This is a genomic window from uncultured Methanobrevibacter sp. (assembly GCF_934746965.1).
In the GTDB taxonomy this organism is placed as follows: Archaea; Methanobacteriota; Methanobacteria; order Methanobacteriales; family Methanobacteriaceae; genus Methanocatella.
Window position 1 is genome coordinate 222,408 of sequence record NZ_CAKVFS010000002.1, and the last position, 22,174, is coordinate 244,581.

General features: G+C 28.8%; 24 protein-coding genes. 6 read left to right on the forward strand and 18 right to left on the reverse strand.

Annotated features, from left to right (window positions below):
• The 13 genes from Q0984_RS02465 to Q0984_RS02525 all read right to left on the reverse strand — a co-directional run bounded on the left by Q0984_RS02465 (position 1) and on the right by Q0984_RS02525 (position 10,279).
• Positions 1-483 carry a methanogenesis marker 9 domain-containing protein gene (locus Q0984_RS02465; protein WP_299523025.1) on the reverse strand — a complete coding sequence of 161 codons (483 nt, stop codon included), beginning with the start codon at positions 481-483 and terminating at the stop codon, positions 1-3.
• A gap of 98 nt (positions 484-581) precedes the next feature.
• Positions 582-890 (reverse strand): hypothetical protein, encoded by a 309-nt coding sequence (locus Q0984_RS02470; protein WP_299523028.1) that lies wholly within the window; start codon positions 888-890, stop codon positions 582-584.
• Positions 891-925: 35 nt separating this feature from the next.
• Positions 926-2,518 carry a methyl coenzyme M reductase system, component A2 gene (gene atwA / locus Q0984_RS02475; protein WP_299523031.1) on the reverse strand — a complete coding sequence of 531 codons (1,593 nt, stop codon included), beginning with the start codon at positions 2,516-2,518 and terminating at the stop codon, positions 926-928.
• A gap of 91 nt (positions 2,519-2,609) precedes the next feature.
• Positions 2,610-3,320: a tRNA-dihydrouridine synthase gene (locus Q0984_RS02480; RefSeq protein WP_299523034.1), complete on the reverse strand. Its 711-nt coding sequence runs from the start codon at positions 3,318-3,320 to the stop codon at positions 2,610-2,612.
• Between the two features lie 30 nt (positions 3,321-3,350).
• The gene (locus tag Q0984_RS02485; protein ID WP_299523038.1) at positions 3,351-4,115 is read right to left on the reverse strand and encodes a GTP cyclohydrolase III; all 765 of its coding nucleotides are present in this window, start codon (positions 4,113-4,115) and stop codon (positions 3,351-3,353) included.
• A gap of 16 nt (positions 4,116-4,131) precedes the next feature.
• On the reverse strand, positions 4,132-5,037 hold the full coding sequence (gene cofD / locus Q0984_RS02490; RefSeq protein WP_299523041.1) for a 2-phospho-L-lactate transferase: 906 nt from the start codon (positions 5,035-5,037) through the stop codon (positions 4,132-4,134).
• A gap of 18 nt (positions 5,038-5,055) precedes the next feature.
• Complete coding sequence (locus tag Q0984_RS02495; RefSeq protein WP_299523046.1) at positions 5,056-5,829, reverse strand: coenzyme F420-0:L-glutamate ligase; 774 nt, start codon at positions 5,827-5,829, stop codon at positions 5,056-5,058.
• A 12-nt stretch (positions 5,830-5,841) separates the two neighbouring features.
• The gene (locus Q0984_RS02500; protein WP_299523049.1) at positions 5,842-6,468 is read right to left on the reverse strand and encodes an IMP cyclohydrolase; all 627 of its coding nucleotides are present in this window, start codon (positions 6,466-6,468) and stop codon (positions 5,842-5,844) included.
• A 10-nt stretch (positions 6,469-6,478) separates the two neighbouring features.
• Positions 6,479-6,895, reverse strand: a complete 417-nt coding sequence (locus tag Q0984_RS02505) for a biopolymer transporter ExbD (RefSeq protein ID WP_299523052.1) — start codon at positions 6,893-6,895, stop codon at positions 6,479-6,481.
• A gap of 8 nt (positions 6,896-6,903) precedes the next feature.
• Positions 6,904-7,743: a MotA/TolQ/ExbB proton channel family protein gene (locus Q0984_RS02510; protein ID WP_299523055.1), complete on the reverse strand. Its 840-nt coding sequence runs from the start codon at positions 7,741-7,743 to the stop codon at positions 6,904-6,906.
• Positions 7,744-7,901: 158 nt separating this feature from the next.
• On the reverse strand, positions 7,902-8,519 hold the full coding sequence (gene rnhB, locus Q0984_RS02515; RefSeq protein ID WP_299523058.1) for a ribonuclease HII: 618 nt from the start codon (positions 8,517-8,519) through the stop codon (positions 7,902-7,904).
• 48 nt (positions 8,520-8,567) lie between these two features.
• Positions 8,568-9,641: a rod shape-determining protein gene (locus tag Q0984_RS02520; RefSeq protein ID WP_299523061.1), complete on the reverse strand. Its 1,074-nt coding sequence runs from the start codon at positions 9,639-9,641 to the stop codon at positions 8,568-8,570.
• A gap of 2 nt (positions 9,642-9,643) precedes the next feature.
• Positions 9,644-10,279, reverse strand: a complete 636-nt coding sequence (locus Q0984_RS02525) for a hypothetical protein (protein ID WP_299523064.1) — start codon at positions 10,277-10,279, stop codon at positions 9,644-9,646.
• 345 nt (positions 10,280-10,624) lie between these two features.
• On the opposite strand from Q0984_RS02525, the gene Q0984_RS02530 reads away from it, so the two are divergent.
• The 4 genes from Q0984_RS02530 to Q0984_RS02545 are packed head-to-tail and all read left to right on the forward strand — an operon-like array spanning position 10,625 to position 13,662.
• Positions 10,625-11,320, forward strand: coding sequence for an archaetidylserine synthase (locus Q0984_RS02530; RefSeq protein ID WP_299523067.1), 696 nt, complete (start codon positions 10,625-10,627; stop codon positions 11,318-11,320).
• A 48-nt stretch (positions 11,321-11,368) separates the two neighbouring features.
• Positions 11,369-12,529, forward strand: coding sequence for a hypothetical protein (locus Q0984_RS02535; RefSeq protein ID WP_299523069.1), 1,161 nt, complete (start codon positions 11,369-11,371; stop codon positions 12,527-12,529).
• Between the two features lie 38 nt (positions 12,530-12,567).
• Entirely contained in the window at positions 12,568-13,290 is a 723-nt protein-coding gene (locus tag Q0984_RS02540; protein WP_299523072.1) for a class E sortase, read from the forward strand.
• A gap of 3 nt (positions 13,291-13,293) precedes the next feature.
• A complete protein-coding gene (locus Q0984_RS02545) occupies positions 13,294-13,662 on the forward strand; it encodes a dihydroneopterin aldolase family protein (RefSeq protein ID WP_299523075.1) in 369 nt (122 codons plus the stop codon).
• A gap of 34 nt (positions 13,663-13,696) precedes the next feature.
• Here the strand turns inward: Q0984_RS02545 and bsh are convergent, their stop codons facing one another.
• From bsh to rplJ, 4 genes are all read right to left on the reverse strand, one after another.
• Positions 13,697-14,644 carry a choloylglycine hydrolase gene (gene bsh, locus Q0984_RS02550; protein ID WP_299523079.1) on the reverse strand — a complete coding sequence of 316 codons (948 nt, stop codon included), beginning with the start codon at positions 14,642-14,644 and terminating at the stop codon, positions 13,697-13,699.
• 75 nt (positions 14,645-14,719) lie between these two features.
• Positions 14,720-15,877 carry a tyrosine decarboxylase MfnA gene (mfnA, locus tag Q0984_RS02555; RefSeq protein ID WP_299523082.1) on the reverse strand — a complete coding sequence of 386 codons (1,158 nt, stop codon included), beginning with the start codon at positions 15,875-15,877 and terminating at the stop codon, positions 14,720-14,722.
• Positions 15,878-15,937: 60 nt separating this feature from the next.
• A complete protein-coding gene (ppsA, locus tag Q0984_RS02560; protein ID WP_299523084.1) occupies positions 15,938-18,220 on the reverse strand; it encodes a phosphoenolpyruvate synthase in 2,283 nt (760 codons plus the stop codon).
• Positions 18,221-18,414: 194 nt separating this feature from the next.
• Positions 18,415-18,897, reverse strand: coding sequence for a 50S ribosomal protein L16 (gene rplJ / locus Q0984_RS02565; protein ID WP_004032946.1), 483 nt, complete (start codon positions 18,895-18,897; stop codon positions 18,415-18,417).
• 462 nt (positions 18,898-19,359) lie between these two features.
• On the opposite strand from rplJ, the gene Q0984_RS02570 reads away from it, so the two are divergent.
• Positions 19,360-19,593 carry a KEOPS complex subunit Pcc1 gene (locus Q0984_RS02570; RefSeq protein ID WP_299523088.1) on the forward strand — a complete coding sequence of 78 codons (234 nt, stop codon included), beginning with the start codon at positions 19,360-19,362 and terminating at the stop codon, positions 19,591-19,593.
• Positions 19,594-19,721: 128 nt separating this feature from the next.
• The gene (locus tag Q0984_RS02575) at positions 19,722-20,990 is read left to right on the forward strand and encodes an ATPase (RefSeq protein WP_299523091.1); all 1,269 of its coding nucleotides are present in this window, start codon (positions 19,722-19,724) and stop codon (positions 20,988-20,990) included.
• Here Q0984_RS02575 and Q0984_RS02580 read toward each other — a convergent pair.
• Complete coding sequence (locus Q0984_RS02580) at positions 20,979-22,055, reverse strand: nucleotidyltransferase family protein (protein ID WP_299523094.1); 1,077 nt, start codon at positions 22,053-22,055, stop codon at positions 20,979-20,981. The two genes, Q0984_RS02575 and Q0984_RS02580, sit on opposite strands and share 12 nt — an antisense overlap.
• Between the last annotated feature and the right edge of the window lie 119 nt (positions 22,056-22,174).

The window sequence follows — 22,174 nt, forward strand, 5'->3', positions numbered from 1 at the left end:
TTAATCAGCATTACCTAAAGATTTAACACGTAATAATTTTACAGCCATTCTCAAGTCATTATTACAGTCATTCAATACATTCATAGCTTCAATTTCACCAATATTGAAAGTTTCAGCCAATACTTTTACATTTTCATTAGGAGTAGGTCTATCTGCCCCAACTAACTTTTCAGACAATTCTTTTTTTAAGTCCAAATATTCTTCATGACTCATTCCAATATTTTTTAAAGTAATATCACGTAATGGGCATGGTTTAGATGGTTTACAACACCATACTAATGATCCAAAACAAGTTCCAGTCCCTTCACCTAATCTAGTTTCCTTTGCAAATTCAGTTTTAATATCAATATATTCTTGAGGAGTTAAATTAACTTCATCCAATGCATTTAATATTGGACAAGGTTTAACTGGAGGACAACAAAATGCTAATCCCCTTTTATCTCCACCCCTACAAATATGAGATGGTGCATCTTCCCAAGTCATAATTAACCTCCAAATTAATAATCATTTCTCATGAAATAATTTATACAGATATAATTTATTTTAGTTTATATATAATCTTTTTTATAAGAAACAAATATTCATTCATATTCAATAGTATGACTAATACATTTAAATTTATTGCCAAAATTATCCAAATAACTTTCACCATTAATTAAATTAAAATATCTTAATGTTGAAGGGGATAATTTAGTAAAAGAACAGAATTTAATAGAATTATTTTTAAAATTTTCAATGAAAACATCATAGATTTTAAGTTTTGGAATAAAACAAATACAATATTTAATATCATTTGAAACTAAAACAGTTTCTTCAAATAAAACAAGATTTAAATCAAAAAGTTTTGTGATTTTATATTTTAATTCGGTAGATTTTTCCAATATTTGCAAATTATCACACAATGAAGAGAAATAAGAAAAAGGAATTATTTAAACATTCCTTCTTTTTCATCAGCAGTTAATTGCTTAACAATTTCTTTAGGAGTTCCTACATCAAGGATTTTACCTCCCCTCATTAAAGCTGATCTATCACAAACATCTAAAACAAAGTCCATATCGTGAGAAATAATAATAAATGTTTGTTCCAATTCTTTTCTAGCTTTTAAAATAGAATCAGTTACAATTACACGAGTAATTGGATCCATAGTACCTGTTGGTTCATCTAAAATAATAATTTTAGGTTCTTTAATAAGAACTTGTGCAAGAGCTACCCTGTGTTTTTCACCAACACTTAATTCATCAGGATATTTATCTAATAATCCTTCAGCAACATTTTCTTCAAATCCTACAGTGGTTAAAACATGAATTGCTTTAATTTTTGCAAATTCTGCAGGTAAATCTAAACTAATAGCATCAGTTAAATTTCCTAAAATAGTTCTATGAGGATATAGTGAATATTCTTGATGCAATAATCCCATATATGGAATTACACGACCTCTATTGAGAGGACCAGATTTACTCATGTCAACCCATTCTTCTCCAAGTTTAACTTCAATTTTACCACTACTTGGTTCAGTTAATCCTATTAACATTTTAGTAAGTGTTGTTTTTCCAGCCCCACTTAAACCTACAATACCAAATATTTCTTCTTTATTTATGTTTAAGTTAATACCATCAACAGCTTTAACTACTCCTCTTTCAATTGAATAATAATGTTTTTTAACATCTTCTATTTGAACTTCTGGAGCGCCAATTTCAGGATTTTCTATTTTTTCAGGTACTGGAACTGTTTCAAGAAAATGATCTACAATATCTGCAGGTTCTCCTTCTTCTTTAATCTCACCATTTTCTAACCAAATTACATGATCTGCTAAATCATTCATAATTTCTGGCCAGTGAGATGTGATTAACATGGTGATTCCTTTATCTTTCACACCTTCAATTAAGGTATTGTGAAGTTTTTCAGCAGTTTGAGGATCTAAGGTACCTGTTGGTTCATCAGCCAAAAACATCATAGGCTGTTTTGCTAATTGTCTTGCAAGTACAACTCTTTGTTTTTCCCCACCACTTAAGTCACGTGCAATGTGAGTAATCCTATGATTCATTTGAACCATTTCTAATAAATCTAAAGCTCCGTAAAGATTATCTTCATACTCATTTTCATCATTCATAGCTCTCATAACATTTTCAATTACAGTTTCTTCATCATATAATGCGAAGTTACGTTGTAACATGATAGCTATTCTTCTTTTAATACTGGAAAATTCTTTTCTCTCAGCATTGAAGAAATCAATTTCTTTAGATTCATAAGTTCCACCACAAGAACATTTTTCACCAGCATGAGATGGAGATTCAACAGCTAAACAATCTGGACAAATAGCTAGATTAAATATAATCTGACCAGCATCAGGCTTATAATCTAATGTACCCCTAAGCATATTAATTAATACAGATTTACCACTACCACTACGTCCTAAAATACCTAAAGTTTCTCCTTCTTCGATTTTTAGATTAACATTTTTAAGAACATCAACACCATTAAAAGTTTTTGTAACATTCTTAAGTGTAATAAAATTCATGAAATCACCTTTTATAAAATCAGTATTTATTTATCTTTTAAACCATTTATAATATTTACTAATAATAATTGTTATATAATGGTGTTATATATTAAAAATTAAAGATATTAAAGTTTAAATTACCAGAAATAACTGCTCTAGCTATTGAAAAACCAAAAACTCCTGTTTTAAGCATTTTTTCAATTTTTTGTTCACTGTCTATAGAGTTATTTCCAATAATTTTAATATTTGTATTACGGCAAATTTCAGTTAATAACTCATAATCTGCATCAAAAACGCCAGGTTTCATTGCATCAATATGCAAATAATCAGCACCAGCATTTTCAATTATTTTAGCTATTTTTAAAGTATTTACACCATCAACATTAGCTCGAATTTTAACTGAAACTTCACAAGAAGCATTATCAACAACATCAGAAATATAATCTGCTAAATCATCTCTTTTCAACATGTTTTGTCCACAGCCAATAGCTAAAATTTCCTCTTGACGACAATGACAATTAATCTCAACAATATCCAAATTATCAATTTTACTTACTTCAATAATAGGCTGAGGAGTTGTTGATCTAACATTAGCTGAAACTTTTACATTAGGATGTTGTTCTTTAATTAAATTAACTTCATTTTCAATATGGTCAATAATAATATTTTGAGGAAAATGAAACTCATTTCTTCCTCTTTTAATTATTTTAGCACTTGCATTAATTGTTGGAGTATCTAAACTATAGCCACCCAAAGTAGCTGTGTCAAATCCAAATGGAATAACTTTATTTAAAAATTCGGAATCAGTTATTCCAGCCATTGGTGCTATGACTTTAATTTAAAATCCTCCTCAATATTCTTTTTCAACAACATATGTCCACATACTGTTATCATGATCACGAATTTCTTCAAGACCTAAATCAGCCATATATGCTGCATCTTCAAAATTACGTCCGATACCAATACCTGCTTTAAGGCCAATACCAATTTCTTCATTAATTTCAACTAAAATATCTTCGATGTCTTTTTCGGACAAACCATTACATGGAGACATGAAATTATCTCCACCAATGAAAAATAATAATGCTCCTTTTTTGATTAATTTAGTCATTAAATAATGTTGTGCCTTGTTAACCATGAAATTAGTATCAAATGCAGATTCAATATCAGTTAATGTTTCTGTAACACTATTAATATCAATATGTGCTGCTTGAAGTAAGTTATCTTCATCAGCAGGAGCTAAACTATCAATAGCTAAAATTTCTTTTCTTTGTGAAGATTGAGCTCCCCCTTTTTTCTGTAAAGCAACAGTAGCTAATTTTTGAGCTTCATGAGGAGTTTCAGCAGCCCCAACACCCATACTAATTGTAATTGGATATCTGTTCCTAATAGATCTTTGAATTCTTAAGTGATCTTCTTCATCAATACCATTTGTAACAGCAAGTAAATTATCAAACCTAGTAAAGAACACCAATCCTTTTTTATTTGCAAATTGTCTTTCTAAATCTGCATATAGTTCTGCTTGTAAAATTTGTAAATCTGATTCATTACGTGGTCTTGGAGTTACAGTCCATGGCCCATAATTATCAATTTGTATTAATGTCATTTGTATCATTTTAAACCACCATCCCCTAAGAAATATTATTTAAGATTATTTTAGCTAAATTTTTCTTATCATCTAAACTATCCATAATTGTATTTGTAACAATTACTTCACGAACAATTTTTTCTAAATCATCCTTTAAATTATTATCTTTTTTATCGATAACAATCGTATCTAAAAAACTTTCATACAATGAAGCTACACCTACTGATGAAACTTCAATTCCAAGTGCTTTCATAAATTTACTAGCTGGACCACTTACTGAATCATTACCCACAATTGGAGAAACAGCTATTACATGAGTATTCTTTAAAGCTTCTTTAACTCCCTCTAAAGACAATATTGGAGATATAGAAGTTATTGGATTTGAAGGTCCAATTATAACTGCATCGGAATTATTAATAGCATCAATAATCCCATTTACAGGAGCTACTTCAGAGAATTTAACATCTAAAACTTCAGGTTTACCTTGATGTTTTATTAAAAAGTCATGGAATTCCAATTCACCAATATCCGTGATGATTTTAATATCTGAATTTTCATTACTCATTGGAATAATTTTAGATGTAATACCCATACCATTTGCTTGAATATCAACAGCTTCGGCAAGTGAGTGATTCTCCATTAATAAAGTCTTTTGTATTTTAGTAGCTCTATCAATATCCCCTATCCTAAGTAACTCTGGAGTGCCTAATTCTTCAAGTCTTTCATGAGTAATAAATGTATCATTTTTAACACCATACCAAAATTCATCATTTATCATGTCAACCATAGTATAAAGTACAGTATCAATGTCTGCAGACACATAAACTCCTGAAAAATACTCATTTTCCAAAGTATTAACAACAATAGTCAATTCTTTAGGATCAATAACCTCTTTTAAACCTTGCAACAATTTTGGAGTACCAGTTCCACCAGATAATACAGTAATCATTTTATTTTAATCTCCAAATTAATTTCTAAATACATCAAATTCTTTTGGTCTAAGTAATGCACCAACACCAGTTTCAGTATCCCTTAATTTATCAAAGTTATCAAATCCCCTAATGATAACAACTGGAAGACCTTCATCAGCCTGACCCATAACAAGAGATGCTGCTGCAGCTAACTCATCTCCAGTAGCTACTTCACTAGTTTGTAAGACACGACCATACAAATCTTTTTCACCAGCTCTTTTCCACAAAGGATTGATTCCAGAACATCCAATAGCAACTCCAACAGCACCATTCCTAAATGCTCTACCTTGAGTATCAGTAATTAAAACAGCTATCTGTTCATTGAATTCATTTTCTAAAAATTCCCTTATTTTATTCGCAGATTTATCTGCATCTTCAGGCATTGGAGTAGCTAAACCTTCATCCACATTAGATTCATCAATACCTGAATTTGCACAAACAAAACCCTGTTTAGTTTCAGTAATAATAAAATCAGGACCAACAGCTACAACTTCACGAGATTCCTGAATAATAGCTTCAACTAATTTAGAATCTTTTTTAGATTGCTTAGCAATAACTATAGATTCTTCAGAAGGAATTATATCACCTAATTTAATAACATTTCCTTCAGCTTTTGAAATTAAAGTTTCAGCTATTAAAATAATGTCCCCATGTTTTAATAAACATCCTTGTTTTTCAATTGCATCTTTAATTATTTGACAAATATCATCATTAGGTTCAACTAATGGAATATCATTTAAACCAATTAATTCTATTGACATATCAATCATCTTAAAAAAAAATTAAGGAATGAAAGTATCTATTGTCCATTCCCCATCAAAAACAGCTGCACCAGAAGTGACTGGTTTTTTATAATTAGCAAAAGTACCTTCATCAAAAATAAATTTTGCTGCATCTTTAGCTGTTTTTGCATCAAATTCTACAGGATCATAAAATTGACTACCATAAGTAGATATAAATACAGCATCACCATACGGTATTTTATCAACTAACAATTTTTCATCATTAGCTATACCTACATAGCACACATAGTCATCTTTTTTATTTGTAGATGTAACAACACCTGCAATTCTAGGAGTATGATAATCATCTTTTTCATAATCCAAAGTAAGTAAAGAATAAGCTATGGCATCTTTAATATTCATACCTAACGCTATTTTATCAGCTATTACATCAGTGTGAGAACCATTTGATACAATAGCCATATCTTTCACAATACGTATACAATTATATGTAATATATGTATTTTCAAATATATCCTTTTCAAAACCTTCTTTAGGAACAATAGATGCGCGTTTATCAAATTTTAAACATTGTCTATTAGGAAATGACCTACTAGACACCCTATATGCTACAAAAGGTTTTCCATCACAATTCATTCCAATTGATAAAATTCTTCCAGTATACATTTTCAACCTCTTAACTTGTATTCGGACTTCTAACAGCATCTTTTGGAGATACTCCCGGAGGAGTGGTTATATCAATTTCTCCAGGTTTGATTTGAATTTGTCCTTCATCAATAACATTAGCTTTAACACCAATAGCATTCTGCGATATCAAATCAGACATATCCTGTCCATTAACAACAACTTTATGTAAATTCGCTACAGGCATAATATAATATTCAGCATCACCAGAAACATCAGTTACATTTGGTTTACCTGTTCCAGAGTCTGTAGAAGACGCATCATCAGCAGGAACATCAGCTGGTGAGAAATTACTAGTCACAACCAAAAAAATCATAATTGTAAATAAAATATCTATAAGTGGAACTAAATTAATACCAGGTTTTTGATCAAGAACCTTTTTCTTATATGATCTAATATCAATCCTCATAAAATCACTTATTGTCTTAATTTACTTTCAATTATTTCAGCATTAACATTACATTTTTCCAATATAATATTTGAAATACTTTTATCTAACATACTTGGTTTAAATGAAACTTTAATATTTGCATAAGGATCTGAAATTAACCTAGTATTAACAACACCTTCAGCTTCTTGAAGAGCTTCTAAAGCACATTCAACATTAGCTTCAACCCTTATTTTAACTACTGCATAACCCCAATTAGTCATTTTTGTAGCTAATTCAATTTTATCCATTTCATTTTCAACTAAACCTTGAATATAAGTATGAAGAGGCAACAATATAATAGCTACAAATAATCCTGCAATAGTAGTAGTTAAAGCTATGTAAATACCTTCAGCCATAGCTGCAGAATTAGGATTAACTCCCAATGCTTTAAAAGTCATCCATATCCCAAATACAGTACCAATCAAACCTAAAAATGGAGCCAATTCAATAATTGTTTTAATTGAATTTAATCCTTTAGTCATTTTACTTACTTCTACAATGAATATTTGCTCCATACTTTCTTCAACTTCAGTTTTATTTTTATAACCAATTTTTAAAGTTTCAGAAATAATTTTAGAAATAGGATTTTTAAAAGAGTTAATTTGTTTTAAAGCTTCAACTGCACCTCCTCTTTCCATAGAAGAAGAAACAATGCCTAAAATTTCAGTTGTATCCACCTTACTAATTTTCTTAAGATACGCAATTTTTCTCAATGAAATCAAAAGACCATAAATACCAATGAAAAGAATTATATAAGTAATAATTCCCCCCTGAGTAAATATTTCCATGATATTTTCAAAAAATTGAGTCAGATATTCAACTATCATTTTTATCCTCAATATAATATTTTTATAAAAATAATTTATTTAATCATATACTTAATGTTTTGGAGTAACTAAACGAAATATTAACAAAAAATGAATATAAAATAAAATCACTAAAAATAAAAAAAGAAGATAAATTAAAATATTTTTTATAAAATAAATTAATCTTTCATTTTAGCAACAGTTGCCCAAGATTTTCTAACAAAATCAGGCATTTCATCATATGTAAAATTAGTTAAAAATTTTTTAGTTGTCGGATCAGAAGGATAACCTGAACCAATTCCACCCATTTTAATATAATCCTTGTTTATTTCAGCTATATGTGAATCTCTTTCTTGTTTTGCGATAATTGAAGCAGCACTTACTTCAATATAATTATCATCCGCTTTATGTTCTGCTAAAACATTCACCCCCGTATCATTTGCAAGTTTATTTTGAAAACGTTCTGCTTTAATATCAACTGCATCAACAATAGCTTTTTCAGGATTTAAATTAGAAAGAATCTTTTCCATACCAATTTTTTCAATTTCATTAAGATTAATCCCATCTGCCCTCATATTATCAATATCCTGAGCAGAAATAACAACTAAATCATATTCAAACATCTTTTTCAGTTTACGGGATAATATTGATCGTCTGTTTGGAGTTAAACGCTTAGAATCTTTTACACCCATTCTTTCTAAAACATTATCCATTTTTTCAGGTACAATAACTCCTGCAATAACTAATGGACCTAAAACAGATCCCCTACCTGCTTCATCAATTCCCAATATATCCATAAAAATCAACGCGAAAAAAAGTTAAAAAAAGAGAAATAATTATAATAATTATTTCATAGCTCTAAGACGAACTTCAGGTTCTAATGCAAGAGGTTCAGCAGCTACAATAGCAGTACCTTTTGCTACAACAGTCATAGGATCATCAGAAATTTCAATAGGAATAGAAATTTCATCAGCAATTCTTTCTTTTAATCCACGAAGTCTTGAGCTTCCACCAACTGCTACAGAATTGTTATAAACACCCATCATTAATTCTGGAGATAATCTTTCTAAAATTATGTTTAATCCATCAACAATTTCTTGTATAAATGGTTCTACAGCATCAGCTACCAACATAGAGTCAATAACAACTTTTTTAGGACGATTAGTTTCTAATGATTTACCAATAACTTCAACACTTAAATTTTCAAGTTGTTCACTGCAATGAATCATACCAACTTCAATTTTTGCAGCTTCAGCATCATGAATACCAATAGCTACATCATATTTTTCTGCAACTAACTCTACAATCCTATTATCAATGTCATCCCCACCACATCTAACAGTTTCAATGTCATTAATACCACCAAGAGAAATAATAACAATATCAGTTGATCCAGCACCAATATCTACAACCATAGTTCCATTTGGTTCTGCAATAGGTAAACCAGCACCAATAGCTGCTGCTAATCCTTCACTGATTACAAGAATATTTTCAGCTCCAGCTTTTCTACCAATTTCTTCTGCTGCATTTTTCTCTACTTCTGAAGAGTCTCCAGGAATACCAATAACAATTCTTCCAACACTTTCCCCTTCTTCAATACCTATTTGCATAGCTTTAATAAGTAAAGCTTGTGCTTGAACCACGTTTTCAATAACTCCTTTTTTCAAAGGTCTTACAGCAAGAATATCCTCAGGAGTCCTACCAAGCATTTTTTTAGCTTCCTCTCCAACTGCAATAACTTCAGAAGGATCATCTTTTTTAACAGCAACAACAGATGGAATTTGATACAAATCAAATTTATCTCCAGATGGTTTTGCAATTACAGTGTTTAAAGTTCCTAAATCTATTCCCAAACTATTACTAATGATTCTGGTATCATTAATTTGTGGTTCTTCTTCTTCATTTCCAAAAATATTCATGACTAATCCTCCGTTACAATATCTTTAAAATCAATAACAAATATCCTATTAGATGTAGCTATACTCTGGACTTTTTCAATATCATCATCTTTTTCAACTGAAATCAAAACTGTTGATAATACAACATCACTTACATTATATAATGGCTTTAAAGCAGATTTAATAAAAGTTGGTAGTTTAACATTTGAATTTATATCAACATCAATAAAACCTGTAGTTTGAGATTCTTGTAAAATCGCGAAAGAAACTTTAGATTTTTCAAGAACATAAACAAGATTTTTAATCATATCATCTGGAGCAACTAAAACCATCAAATTAGGCTCTTCAGTTAAATAATGGCGAGTTATTTGTATAAAGGCCCCACCTTCTTGATTACAAAGTCTCTTAAATTGATCAATTTTTTTTGAATTACCATGTAACATGATAAAATCAAATTTTTTATTCAATCTTTTATCTGTTAATATAACATGTTCTCTAAATAGAATCTTTACAGAATGCTTAGAAGCTATTGCTTTATATGCTATGTCATCTATTAACTTAACATTTCCTGCAGCTATACACCATGTTTTTTCATCTTGGTTTTCATTACTTGGTGTTAACCTTGCAGCCTGCCTAAGTGCTTGTATATCCTCTATCATTTAACTACTCGCATTATATCAATATTTACTTTACTAAAATAAATTACAACGAAAAAAATAGTTGAATTTATTAAAGTTTAACAATTAATAATTATCCATTATTATTATATATATTTTATCTTTAAAGATATAACTTTAACCATAATGATTAACATAAATCATAACAATAATTAAAATTAAAAATTAAATTTAACAAACAAATAACTTTTTAAAACTCAATTAAATTAGCCCATTATTCTAAAAATACCATTATTAAACTATTAAATAATGATACTGGTAAAAATAATGTCTAAAACAAGAAAAAATTAATAATAAATGAGTTCTAAAGTATTATCGGAGTTTTACATGACATTAGAAAGTACAAAAATTCAAAGTTTTTTTGCAATATCTGACGGAATATCATTGATGAATATGATAAGTGGATTTATTTCAATTATTTTTGCAATAAACCATAATTTCGAACTAGCAGCAGTTGCTATGATAATAGCTATCATGTTTGACTCTGTAGATGGATGGGTAGCTAGGAAAATTAATAGAAATGATGAATTAAAATTTGGAAAAAATATTGATTCTCTTTGTGATGCAATATCCTTTGGAGGAGCACCAGCAGTATTTTTTTACTCCATTAGTGAAACAATACCTCATAATACCTCAATACTCCCCTTAATTGTTAGTTTATTAATTGTAGCTTGTGGCATACTAAGATTAACTAGATACAATGTAATAGCAGACCATATTCAAACACGAGATTTCATAGGATTTCCCATTCCTGGAATAGCTATTATATTAGCTACATTCTATTTAAGTGGATTATTTAATATTTATATTGCACTAATATTAATGACTATTGTGTCTTTATTGATGATTAGTAATATTACATACCCTAAGTTTGATAATTTAATTATTATAGGAATTTCTGTTATATTAATTGTATTAATTATACTTCCAATAAACTTAACAATTTTCACAATCAATATACCTGCATTATTATTATTAATATTTTCCTTATATTACCTATTAATTAATTTAATTAAAAAATAATTAAATTACCCATCTACTTTTTTAAATTAAAAGTAGGGGTGCAAATTAATGATTGACCAGAAACCAAGAGATCCACTATATCCTAAAGGATATAAAGATATGGAAAATCTCAAAATTCCACGACCAAAACCTAAAGAAAAAGAAGATAATGATTTAAATAAATTAAAATCACTTAATCAAAAATTAGGAAAATATATTGGGCCAAAGCAGAATATAATTGAAAATGAAGATAAGAAAAAATTAGGGATGATTATTACAACATTAATTATCTTATCAATAATAACATCAACATATTATTTCTTAATTTATGAACCTTCCCAAGAAGAATTAAATTTAGCAAAAACAGCAAAACTCAATGAATTACATACACTTTATACTGGAGCACTAACCAGTTCCAGTGAAGCTATACTTCTAGAAAATGAAATTAGTAATGCAAAAAGCAAATCGCAAGTAGAGTCTATAAATATTTTATCTCCAGCTACGAAAGATTGGAAATCATTTCACAAAAAATCAATAAATGCAAATTTAGATTCATACAATAGAACTATGGCAACTTACAGCGATAATAACACTAAAAATGCAATAATACCTGCTAGTGAAGCTTTAACTATTGTTGATGAAAACAATGCTGAAATTCTTTCTAAAATCAAATTCGAAAAACCGAATACTGTATCAGTTCCTATTTTAGTTTCAAGACTTCAAGCAGGAGCAGGATTAGTAAATGTTGGTAGTATTGTTGATATTTACACTAGTTCAAATGGTACTGCTAATGAAAGTGCAAATAATCAGACAAGTCCAGATATCAAAGGATGTACAGTAATTTCTATAATGAGATGTGAAGAGAATGGAGAAATTGACAGCGAATATTCCAAAGCAAACACAATTGTCCAAGGAAATGATACAAATCCTCATGAAAATACTCAAACATTCAAATCAAATGTTTTAGAACTTTTAAAAGGAGCTATAATAAATGGTTATGATGAAAAACAGACTTCACAGTTACTGCAACATTATGGTATAAAATTATCCAGTTACGAACGACAAATTAATCTTGGAGATTTAGATGCCCAATACATGTTACTTGTTGAAACCCCACAGGACAAAGTTAATTTCCTATTGGATAATATGGACCAAATTATACTAACTATCCCAACAACAAATGCACCAGATTGGATGGTTAATGAAATAACTTCAACATATAAAAAATAATAAAAACTATTTTAAATTAAAAAACAAAACTTGATAATATGAATAAACCAAAAATTACAACCTTAATCATAATAATATGTATAATTATATTAGGGTTATATGCAGCAGGAGAAATCAATTACTTCTCATCAAAAATAGCTATTGAGAAAAATATTGAATCTCCTGTTGTAAATATACCAACTATTGGAGTTGAAGAAAAAATAAACAATGTTTCTCTTTCACAAGGAGTTCTGCATGATACCAATTCATTTACTCCAACACATGGAGATGTTATGTTATCAGGACATAGAACTCTTCAAGGATCTCCTTTTTTAAGACTTAATGAACTAAATAACGGAGATACAATTAGTTTAGAATGGCCCGGAATTGGGGAAGTGAATTATACCATTATAAACAAAACAATAGTTGAACCAACTACTCACATCAATATTGACCTCAATGGAAATCATATATACTTAATTACTTGTGACCCTATCGGTTCTACAGCACACAGGTTAATAATTGAAGGAGAAGAAAGTGGAGTTGGTCCTTTAAATGATAAAATAATTCAAAATAATCCACATGAATCTTATGGATTAATAATAGCTACTGGATTCTTAATTTTAGGATTAATATTTAGTTATTTTTATTCTAAAGATGATAAAATATATGTATTAAGTGTTGTACTAATTATATCCATAATATTATTCTATTTCTATTTATTCCCAATAGATTCAAATATAATTTATGAGAAAATATTATGGTTAAATGGAGGAATGTAATAAATGAATATAGATGAAAAATACTTTTCAAATATAACTTCAAGAGAAAGAGCAATATTTGAAGGTGCAATCAGTATGGGAGCATTATTCCACCAATTTGTTGGAACTCCTGTAAATAAAAATTCTAAAAAAAGTTTGGAAACAAGCATGGAAGAATCTTTAAAATTACAACCAGCTATTGAAGATGTTAATGTTAAAATCAGATTTGACAAATTAGAAGAATCTATGAGTGAGTTTGATTACACTTCTTTAACTGGAGATATGCTTGATGTTAAAATTCATACCAAAGTAGATAATGTAACTGCAATAATTAGGATAGAATTTATTGAAGAATTAAATTATCCTTTAATGTATGTAAAAGACATCAATTAAATTTAAAAGGGTGTATAACACACCCCTAAACTATTTAATTAACTAACTCAAAATTAACCAGTTCATTACCCTCTAAATTCACACTGTTCATGTCAACAGATGTTTGAGGTCCATCATAGGTTTTATAATATAAAATCCCTTTATCTGTATTATAACAGTCAGAATAAATAGTATATTCAAATTTACCATTTTCTACCAAAGTACAACCTTTTTGTTGTTCTACAGATGCTAAAATATGGAAAAATTGAGATACACTTTCTTTTTCAGAATCTCCAGAAATAGAATTTTCTTTAACAAAAGCTACTTTTACAAAACGAGACTGTGAAGAAACATCTCCTGGAAGACCAATTGAACCCATACCCCTACTATAAACAGTTAAATTCAAATTACCTCCAAATGTATTCTCAGGTGTTTTATTTGATAATGCTCTATAATTATTTAAATTAAAAAGTTGTTTATCAAATGGAGGATTATTAGTTAAAATACCTACAGGATTATCATAAATTTTCAATCCTTCAGATAATGATTCTACAACAATTGAAGCATTTTTATCAGAAATAATCCAATGTAATGGAGAGGGTGGTAATTGAGTGGAAAATTTTTCATTAGAAATATTTAAGTTAGCCAATAATGATTTAGCATCATCAATTGTCTTTGCTTGTGACAATATATATGGAATAATTTCAAAAGAAGCTATGTTAATCTTAGATTCATCTAACTGTTTATAATCACAGTAATCTGGAAAGTTAAGTCCACCCATAGCTAATCCTTTTTCATTACATGCATCATAATATAATGGATATTCATTAACACCAGCAGCTATCCCAATCATTCCGTAATGAGTTTCCATATCTTCAATTTCTCGAAATTTCAAAGGATAATTTCTTGGAGTTATAGTAACTCTTTCATTATATGAAATTTCATAATCAAAATTACGGCCAAAATAATGGCACTTTGTTAAATAATTTGCAGCAGTACACATAATTATCAACTCCGTTGTTAGAGTAATTATGTATAAGATATATTTATACTTAATTAAAAGTCAAAAAAAATAAAATTAATAAATATCAGTTAAATCAAATAATAACTCTTTTAAATGATCTTTAGTAATATGGTTCATTAAAACAACCCTAATAGCTACAGGACATTTAGCTACTGAAACTCTCCACCCTAATTTTTCTAATTTATCAGCTAATTCATGAGTTTCCATATTAGGATGATTAAAAGCTACAATATTTAATTCTGGTTCTACAACAACATCATATCCAATTTTTTCTAAACCTTCTTTAAAATAATGAGTATTATCCATTAAATTTTTAGCTAAATTCTCATATCCTTCATTTCCCAAATATTTCATAATAGCATAAGTAGCTGCAGAGGCTGCTCCAGAACGAGTTCCTACAATTGTAGATTGTGTTTTAACAGTTAAATATGGAGAATCAACAGCCATTACTTCCAAATATTCTTTCTTTCTAAATAAAATTCCACCTGCAGGAATAGGTGCTAAACCCATTTTATGAGGATCCACAGTAATAGAACAAACACCAAGTAATGAAAAATCAAAATCTGAGAATTCATAACCTATTTTTCTTAAAAAAGGTATGGAAAAACCACCAAAAGCAGCATCAACATGGAAATAAATATTATTTTCATGAGCTATTTTAGATAATTCTTCTATTGGATCAATCAAACCTAATTCAGTTGTCCCTGCAATAGCTACTATAGCTACTGTTTTGTCAGAAATATTATTCTTAACTGATTCAACATCAATTTTATAATTTTCATCTAATTTAGCTTCAATGATTTTTAAATTCATCATATCAGCAGCCTTTTTAAATGAAAAATGTGCAGAATCTGGAATTATAATTTCCCCATCTTTAATTCCTTTATATTTTCTGGCATGATTTCTTGCCGCTCTCATAGCCATTATATTAGCTTCAGTTCCACCAGTTACAATATTCCCATAAGGTTTACTAATAGACAATAATTCACCAATAGATTTTATAACTTCATCTTCAATATATTTAGTTCCCTTAAAAAGACCCGGATCTCCTAAATTAGAATCTAAAAATTTACAATAAACTTCTTTTGCAAAAGGATGTGCTTCAGTACACATGGATCCTAATATTCGTCCATCTTTATATTTATGATCTTTTGATTGAATTTTATCTAATTCTTTAAGTATGTCTTCTTTAGATATTGGTTTATCTTCCATAGTACAACCTGATAAGGTGATTAATTTATTTAAAAAAAAATAAAAAAAAGAAAAGAAAATTTATTCTTGAGATTTACGAGCAGCATCAAGAATAATTTTTTTCTCAGCTCTAGCCACAGTTTTTCTAACTTCAGCTACAGCATCTGCATTTGAGGATACACTAGTGATTCCATATCCTACAAGTTTTTCAACAATGTGTGGTACACTACCTGCTTGACCACAAATACTACAAGTAACTCCTGCTTCAACACATTTTTTAATTGTTCTTTCAATTAATTTCATTACAGCAGGATGTTCTTCAGTGTAATGTTTTGCAACAAATTCATTGTTTCTATCTACTGCAAGAGTATATTGAGTTAAATCATTAGTTCCTAAACTTACAAAGTCAACACCAATTTCAAGATAATCTTCAATAGTTAAAGCTGCAGCAGGTATTTCCACCATCATACCAAAGTCAATGTCTTTATGAGGAATTAAACCTACACTAGCACAAAGTTCTTTTGCTTTTTTAAGTTCACTAGGACTTTGAGATAATGGAATCATAATTCCTAAGTTAGTATAACCTTTATCATGAAGTTTTTTAATAGCCTTGAATTCACATTTAAGAATTTCTGGTTGATCAAGTTCCCTTCTAATACCTCTCCAACCTAACATTGGATTATGTTCTTCAGGTTCATTTTCTCCACCTTCCAAAGTAATAAATTCATCAGTTGGCGCATCTAAAGTTCTGTACCATACTGGTTTTGGATAGAATGCATCTGCTACAACCATTACATTATCTGCAATAGTATCAATTAATTCATCTTCCTTACCATCAGCAATAAATTTACCTGGGTGGATACCTGCAGTTAACATTAAATGTTCTGTTCTAAGTAATCCCACACCATCTGCACCAGTAGCTGCTGCTCTTTGAGCTGCTTCAGGCATACTTACATTAGCTTTTACTTCAGTTACAGTTATAATTGGAGCTGCTTCAACATTAGATGTAGTTGATTGAACTTCATTAGCTTCATTTTCAACAATTCCTTCATAAACCAAACCTTTTTTACCATCTAAAGTAACGCCAACATTTTCTTTTAAAGTAGAAGTAGCTGAACCTGTTCCTACAACACAAGGAATTCCAAGTTCACGAGAAATAATAGAAGCATGACAAGTTACACCACCTTCATCAGTGATAATTCCGCTAGCTCTCCTCATAGCTGGAACCATATCTGGAGTAGTCATAGTTGTAACCATGATATCCCCATCTTTAATTTTATCTAACTCATCAATATCTAAAACTATTTTAACCTTTCCAGAAGCTGTACCTGGACTTGCTCCAAGACCTTTAACAATTACATTTTTATTTCCAACAGCATCATCATCACTTACTTGATTATTGTCATCACCTAAAGTAGTAATTGGTCTTGCTTGTAATAAAAACAAGTTACCTTTTTCAAATGCCCACTCAGTATCCATAGGTTCACCATAATGAGCTTGAATCCTTTTACCCATTTCAGTTAATTCAACAAGTTCATCATCAGATAAAACACGTTCATTTCTTTTATCTTCTGGGACATCTACTCTTACACTTGTTCCATCTTCATCTTTTACATACATTAATTTTTTATCACTGATAGTAACACTAACAATTTCATCATTCTTTTTATCTACAACATAATTATCAGGAGTTACATCACCAGATACAACAGCTTCACCAAGACCCCATGATCCTTCAATTAAAGCTATTTCTTCACCAGTAGATGGATTTACAGTAAACATTACACCTGCTTTATCTGCAATAGCCATTTTTTGAACAACAACAGCAATGTATACTTTTGAGTGATCAAATCCATTTTCTTCCCTGTAAAAAATAGCTCTTGCTTCAAATAAAGAAGCCCAACATTTTCTTATATAATCAATTACATCCTCACTACCAGAAACATGTAAAAAAGTATCTTGTTGACCTGCAAATGAAGCATCAGGTAAATCTTCTGCAGTAGCTGAAGAACGGATAGCTACATCAGTATCATCTTCATCAACTCTTTGACAAAGTTGATTATAAGCTTCAATAATTAAAGTAGACATGTCTTCTGGAACTGGAGTTTCAATAATAATAGATTTAATTTCTTCAGCAGCAGCTTGAAGTTCTTTAGTATTATTAATATCCGTTTTAGCAAGAATATCTAATACTTTACCATTAATCCCAGCATCTTCCATGAATTTTCCATAAGTTTCAGCAGTTACTACAAAACCAGGTGGAACAGGAATACCTGCTTGAGTCAATTCTCCTAAGTTAGCTCCTTTTCCTCCAGCAATTCCAATGTCAGATTTGCCTAAATCCTCAAATTTTACAACATACATGAATTATAACCTCTTTGGTTTTAAAATGAAATATCTTAATACATTGACTGTATGCTCTTAACTAATAAAAAAACATAGCCAATATTATAATTAATGTATAAATTTTAACATTTAAATATTTAATCAAAATAAGTCGCAAAATATAGATATTGAAAAAAAATTAAAAAAAAGAGTAATAAAAAAATTAGTTAAACTTATAAAACTAATTCTTCACCTTTGTCAACAACAATTCTACAAGAAACTGGTAATTTCATTCCTGCTCTTTTTAATGCTAATTTAGCATCTTCAAAGTTTTTCTTATTGGTATCAATAGTAATAATTCTTTGACCAGCTTTAACAATAGCTTCAACACTAATTGGTTTACCAAATGCATTTCTCATACCACTTTGAACCCTATCTGCTCCTGCACCAGTAGCCATAGGATTTTCCCTTACAATTTGGTGAGGGTAAGTTCTTAATTTTAAGTGGTAACCTAATCTTCCAGCTTTCCTTTGCATAAGTCTGTTAGATGCAATCCTTGCTGCTTCTAAAGAATTGTGTCTAATTTGAGCAGGTTTTTTTACAGCTAAACTTACTGAAACTGGGAATTCATCAGTTAAATTACCCATATCATATTGAACAATTCTTGAATTTGGGGTTTTCCTAATATAATCTCTTCTTGTATAAGCACGAACCATTATAATTCCTCCGAAATAATCCAAACATCTAATAATGTGTTTGATTGAAAAATAGCTATCATTAATAAAATTGTATAGTGTATCTCTAAATAGCTATGTAAAAATTATATATAATAATATATAGAATACTTAGATATTTAAACTTAGTTATTAATAAATGTTATCCTAATTTAATAAAATATTTATTTAATATACAATTTATTTTACCCACCTAATTTTTCAACAAAACTAATTCAGAATAATTTAAAACATTAATTAAAGTATTAACCTACTTAACAATCCCATTTGAATAATAAACATATTATCCTCCAAAATATAAAGATTATACATTGCAACATAACTGCAAAATTTCGTTTATTTGTCAATATTAATTTTATAAATCTAACTAGTTCAACATTAATAATATAATTATACCCATTAAATAAAAATTATTTAATAGTTTAAAAAACATAGTTCTTAAAGATGAAAATAAAAGGGAAACTACAACTCAAATATAAAAACTCCAAAACTGCTAAAACTGTTTATGAATCTCTAGAAGTAGACAATTTAGGATTTTTAGATTCAAAATTAGAAAAAAATATAATCACATATAACTTAGACAATGACTCTCTTGGAAGTTTTTTATCAACAACAGATGATTTAATAGCATCTGAAATAGTTGTGGAAAAAATTCTTGAAACTACTAAAAAAGAATGAAAAATGTATTACATAAACAAATAAACATAAATTAATAGGAACTTTTATATAAATAAAAATTATAAATATATTTTATAAATAATTTCTTGATTTATTAAATTAAAATACAAAGTAGAGAGTGTATATTTATGGAATGTTACTATCATCCAAACAAAGAAGGTGTTAATACATGTGCCATCTGTGGAAAATCTGTATGTGAAGAATGCAGTTTAGAAATCGCAGGTAAAATGTATTGTAAAGAATGTTTGGAAAAAATTGTAGGAATTGGATTAAATAATGAAACTAATGAAAAAGAAGAAACACAACCAATAAACAATAAAACTGAACCCGCAAGACTTGGTAAACAAGAAGAACCTCAAAGAGTTCCATTAGAACATGATTACCAACCACAAGAAGAAAAAACCATTTTTGCTAGTGATTTAAGTAATAAATTAACTAATGAAAAGGATAACATCTACGACAATCTAACAAAAGAAGAAAGCATATATAATGCTCCTTTGGAACAAGAATATTACCCTAAAGAAGAAATAGCTAAAAAACCTATTGCTGATGATTCACCATATAATATCAAAGGAATGAGTTATTCTCAAGAGTATGATGTAGAACCAAATACATATTTGAAAAAAGAAAATGCACCTTACTTAGAACAACCTAATATAAATCAAGATCAAAGATTAAATCAGGCAAACAATAATTATCAACAACCACAAAACGAGTTTGATTACTATACACAAGAACAAATAACCCAACAACCACAAAGTGCACAAAACGAGTTTGATTACTATACACAAGAACAAATAACCCAACAACCACAACAAGATTATATCTATCCTGATCATACTTATGAACCTAAAGAAACAAGTGCAAGACAAGCTTTAGAAGAAAAATATGAAAAATATTTAGATGATTTGTACTTTGATGAACCAGAAATTCCTTTAGAAGAACAATTAGCAAAAGATGAAGCACAATATGGCTCATTAACTAAAAAACCATATACTACCCCAACACAACCAGTAAATGAATATGTTGAAGAAGTACAATACACACAACAACCAATAGAACAAAGTTATTATCAACAAGAACCTCAAACTAGAACCCCAAGTAGAAATTATGCTGAAGAACAGGAATTAGACAGACAAATACGCAGTCAGTTAAATATACGTAGAGAAGAACCAAAAAATTCTGGAAAACCTATCCATAATATTAAATATGATGATGGTAAAGAACCATATGGAATTGTAGATATTATATTAACTATTATCTTAATAATAGCTATTTTAGTAGTAGTATTCTATATTGTATACTTATTCTTCTTAAGCTCATCATATCCAACATTTATTGATGCAGTATTCGGTCTTCAAGACCCTGGAGAATTATTAAGTAAATTAATGAAATAATTCAATTTCATTATTTACTTTTTTTCTAAATTTTTCTAAAACATCACTATTTTTATAACCTAAAACTCTTATTTTAGATGGATAATTTTCAATATATTCTGAAATTATTGTTTTGCAAATAGGAATTTCTAAAATACTAAGTATTCTTTGAGCAAAATGTGTTGAAAATCCCCTACCAATATGATTTTGAAGATTATAAACACTACCAAATGGTGCATTACTCAAAATATTTTCAGCTAACTTATCATTAAACATGTTTAAACTAGCTAATTGCTCAAAATCAAAATTATTTACTGTATTTAAAATAGATTTTTCATCCCGAACATTATAAATTAAATTATCTTTTTGACTTTTTAATATTCCAATTGTCTGTGAAGGCATCATTTTTTTAACATCATCAAAGTTATTTTTAATAATACTTTCACGAATTAAAGTTCCACTTACTCCCCCAATTCGTTTTACAAAAATAAATTTATTTTTATAATCAAAATTAATTTTACTTAAAGAATTTGAAAAAGAAGCAATAACATAATTATCTTCTTTAAGCTTATCTTTCAAAAGAATCTCATTAGCTGTTTTATCAATTATTTTATAAGGCTTTGGAGCTATCCAATGACCCTTAGATATCCTATCCATTATCAAATCAAAATTTTCAACTTCATTATATCCTCTAGGAATATAATCTGCATTAAGTGCTTTAAACATTTTAGCTAATGATAATGAATACTGACCAGAACCCATAATTCCCATAGGCGGACCTTCAACAACAATATCTGCACCTACATTAATAGCCATTTTAGCTCGAAATTCACGAGGTAATATATAAGGAATGCCTCTTCCACTACGTTCAAATAGCCCTGGAACAATAGCTACAAATAATGCATCAGGAACTTGTGACTTTGCAACATTCATGCAATGAAAATGACCATTATGTAAAGGATTATATTCTGTAAAATCAGCTATTAATTTTATTTCAGAACATGTATCTAAATTTTCAGAAAATCCATTTAAATCTGTATAAAATAATTTTTTATCCCTTTTAAGAATATCCTGAATTAATGACATGAATATAAATATAAAAGTCAAATTAAAAAAAGATTATGATTAAAAAAAAAAGAGTCTGTAAAATTTTATAGGCTTATTTGATTTTTATGTGTTTTTCGGTCCAATTTTGCATTTGATAG

Excerpts from the sequence above, each read along its gene's own strand:
- Q0984_RS02465 (WP_299523025.1), bottom strand. The coding sequence starts at position 483 with ATGACTTGGGAAGATGCACCATCTCATATTTGTAGGGGTGGAGATAAA.
- atwA (WP_299523031.1), bottom strand. The coding sequence starts at position 2,518 with ATGAATTTTATTACACTTAAGAATGTTACAAAAACTTTTAATGGTGTT.
- Q0984_RS02480 (WP_299523034.1), bottom strand. The coding sequence starts at position 3,320 with ATGGCTGGAATAACTGATTCCGAATTTTTAAATAAAGTTATTCCATTT.
- Q0984_RS02485 (WP_299523038.1), bottom strand. The coding sequence starts at position 4,115 with ATGATACAAATGACATTAATACAAATTGATAATTATGGGCCATGGACT.
- cofD (WP_299523041.1), bottom strand. The coding sequence starts at position 5,037 with ATGATTACTGTATTATCTGGTGGAACTGGTACTCCAAAATTGTTGCAA.
- Q0984_RS02495 (WP_299523046.1), bottom strand. The coding sequence starts at position 5,829 with ATGATTGATATGTCAATAGAATTAATTGGTTTAAATGATATTCCATTA.
- Q0984_RS02500 (WP_299523049.1), bottom strand. The coding sequence starts at position 6,468 with ATGTATACTGGAAGAATTTTATCAATTGGAATGAATTGTGATGGAAAA.
- Q0984_RS02505 (WP_299523052.1), bottom strand. The coding sequence starts at position 6,895 with ATGAGGATTGATATTAGATCATATAAGAAAAAGGTTCTTGATCAAAAA.
- Q0984_RS02510 (WP_299523055.1), bottom strand. The coding sequence starts at position 7,743 with ATGATAGTTGAATATCTGACTCAATTTTTTGAAAATATCATGGAAATA.
- rnhB (WP_299523058.1), bottom strand. The coding sequence starts at position 8,519 with ATGGATATATTGGGAATTGATGAAGCAGGTAGGGGATCTGTTTTAGGT.
- Q0984_RS02520 (WP_299523061.1), bottom strand. The coding sequence starts at position 9,641 with ATGAATATTTTTGGAAATGAAGAAGAAGAACCACAAATTAATGATACC.
- Q0984_RS02525 (WP_299523064.1), bottom strand. The coding sequence starts at position 10,279 with ATGATAGAGGATATACAAGCACTTAGGCAGGCTGCAAGGTTAACACCA.
- Q0984_RS02530 (WP_299523067.1), top strand. The coding sequence starts at position 10,625 with ATGACATTAGAAAGTACAAAAATTCAAAGTTTTTTTGCAATATCTGAC.
- Q0984_RS02535 (WP_299523069.1), top strand. The coding sequence starts at position 11,369 with ATGATTGACCAGAAACCAAGAGATCCACTATATCCTAAAGGATATAAA.
- Q0984_RS02540 (WP_299523072.1), top strand. The coding sequence starts at position 12,568 with ATGAATAAACCAAAAATTACAACCTTAATCATAATAATATGTATAATT.
- Q0984_RS02545 (WP_299523075.1), top strand. The coding sequence starts at position 13,294 with ATGAATATAGATGAAAAATACTTTTCAAATATAACTTCAAGAGAAAGA.
- bsh (WP_299523079.1), bottom strand. The coding sequence starts at position 14,644 with ATGTGTACTGCTGCAAATTATTTAACAAAGTGCCATTATTTTGGCCGT.
- mfnA (WP_299523082.1), bottom strand. The coding sequence starts at position 15,877 with ATGGAAGATAAACCAATATCTAAAGAAGACATACTTAAAGAATTAGAT.
- ppsA (WP_299523084.1), bottom strand. The coding sequence starts at position 18,220 with ATGTATGTTGTAAAATTTGAGGATTTAGGCAAATCTGACATTGGAATT.
- rplJ (WP_004032946.1), bottom strand. The coding sequence starts at position 18,897 with ATGGTTCGTGCTTATACAAGAAGAGATTATATTAGGAAAACCCCAAAT.
- Q0984_RS02570 (WP_299523088.1), top strand. The coding sequence starts at position 19,360 with ATGAAAATAAAAGGGAAACTACAACTCAAATATAAAAACTCCAAAACT.
- Q0984_RS02575 (WP_299523091.1), top strand. The coding sequence starts at position 19,722 with ATGGAATGTTACTATCATCCAAACAAAGAAGGTGTTAATACATGTGCC.
- Q0984_RS02580 (WP_299523094.1), bottom strand. The coding sequence starts at position 22,055 with ATGTCATTAATTCAGGATATTCTTAAAAGGGATAAAAAATTATTTTAT.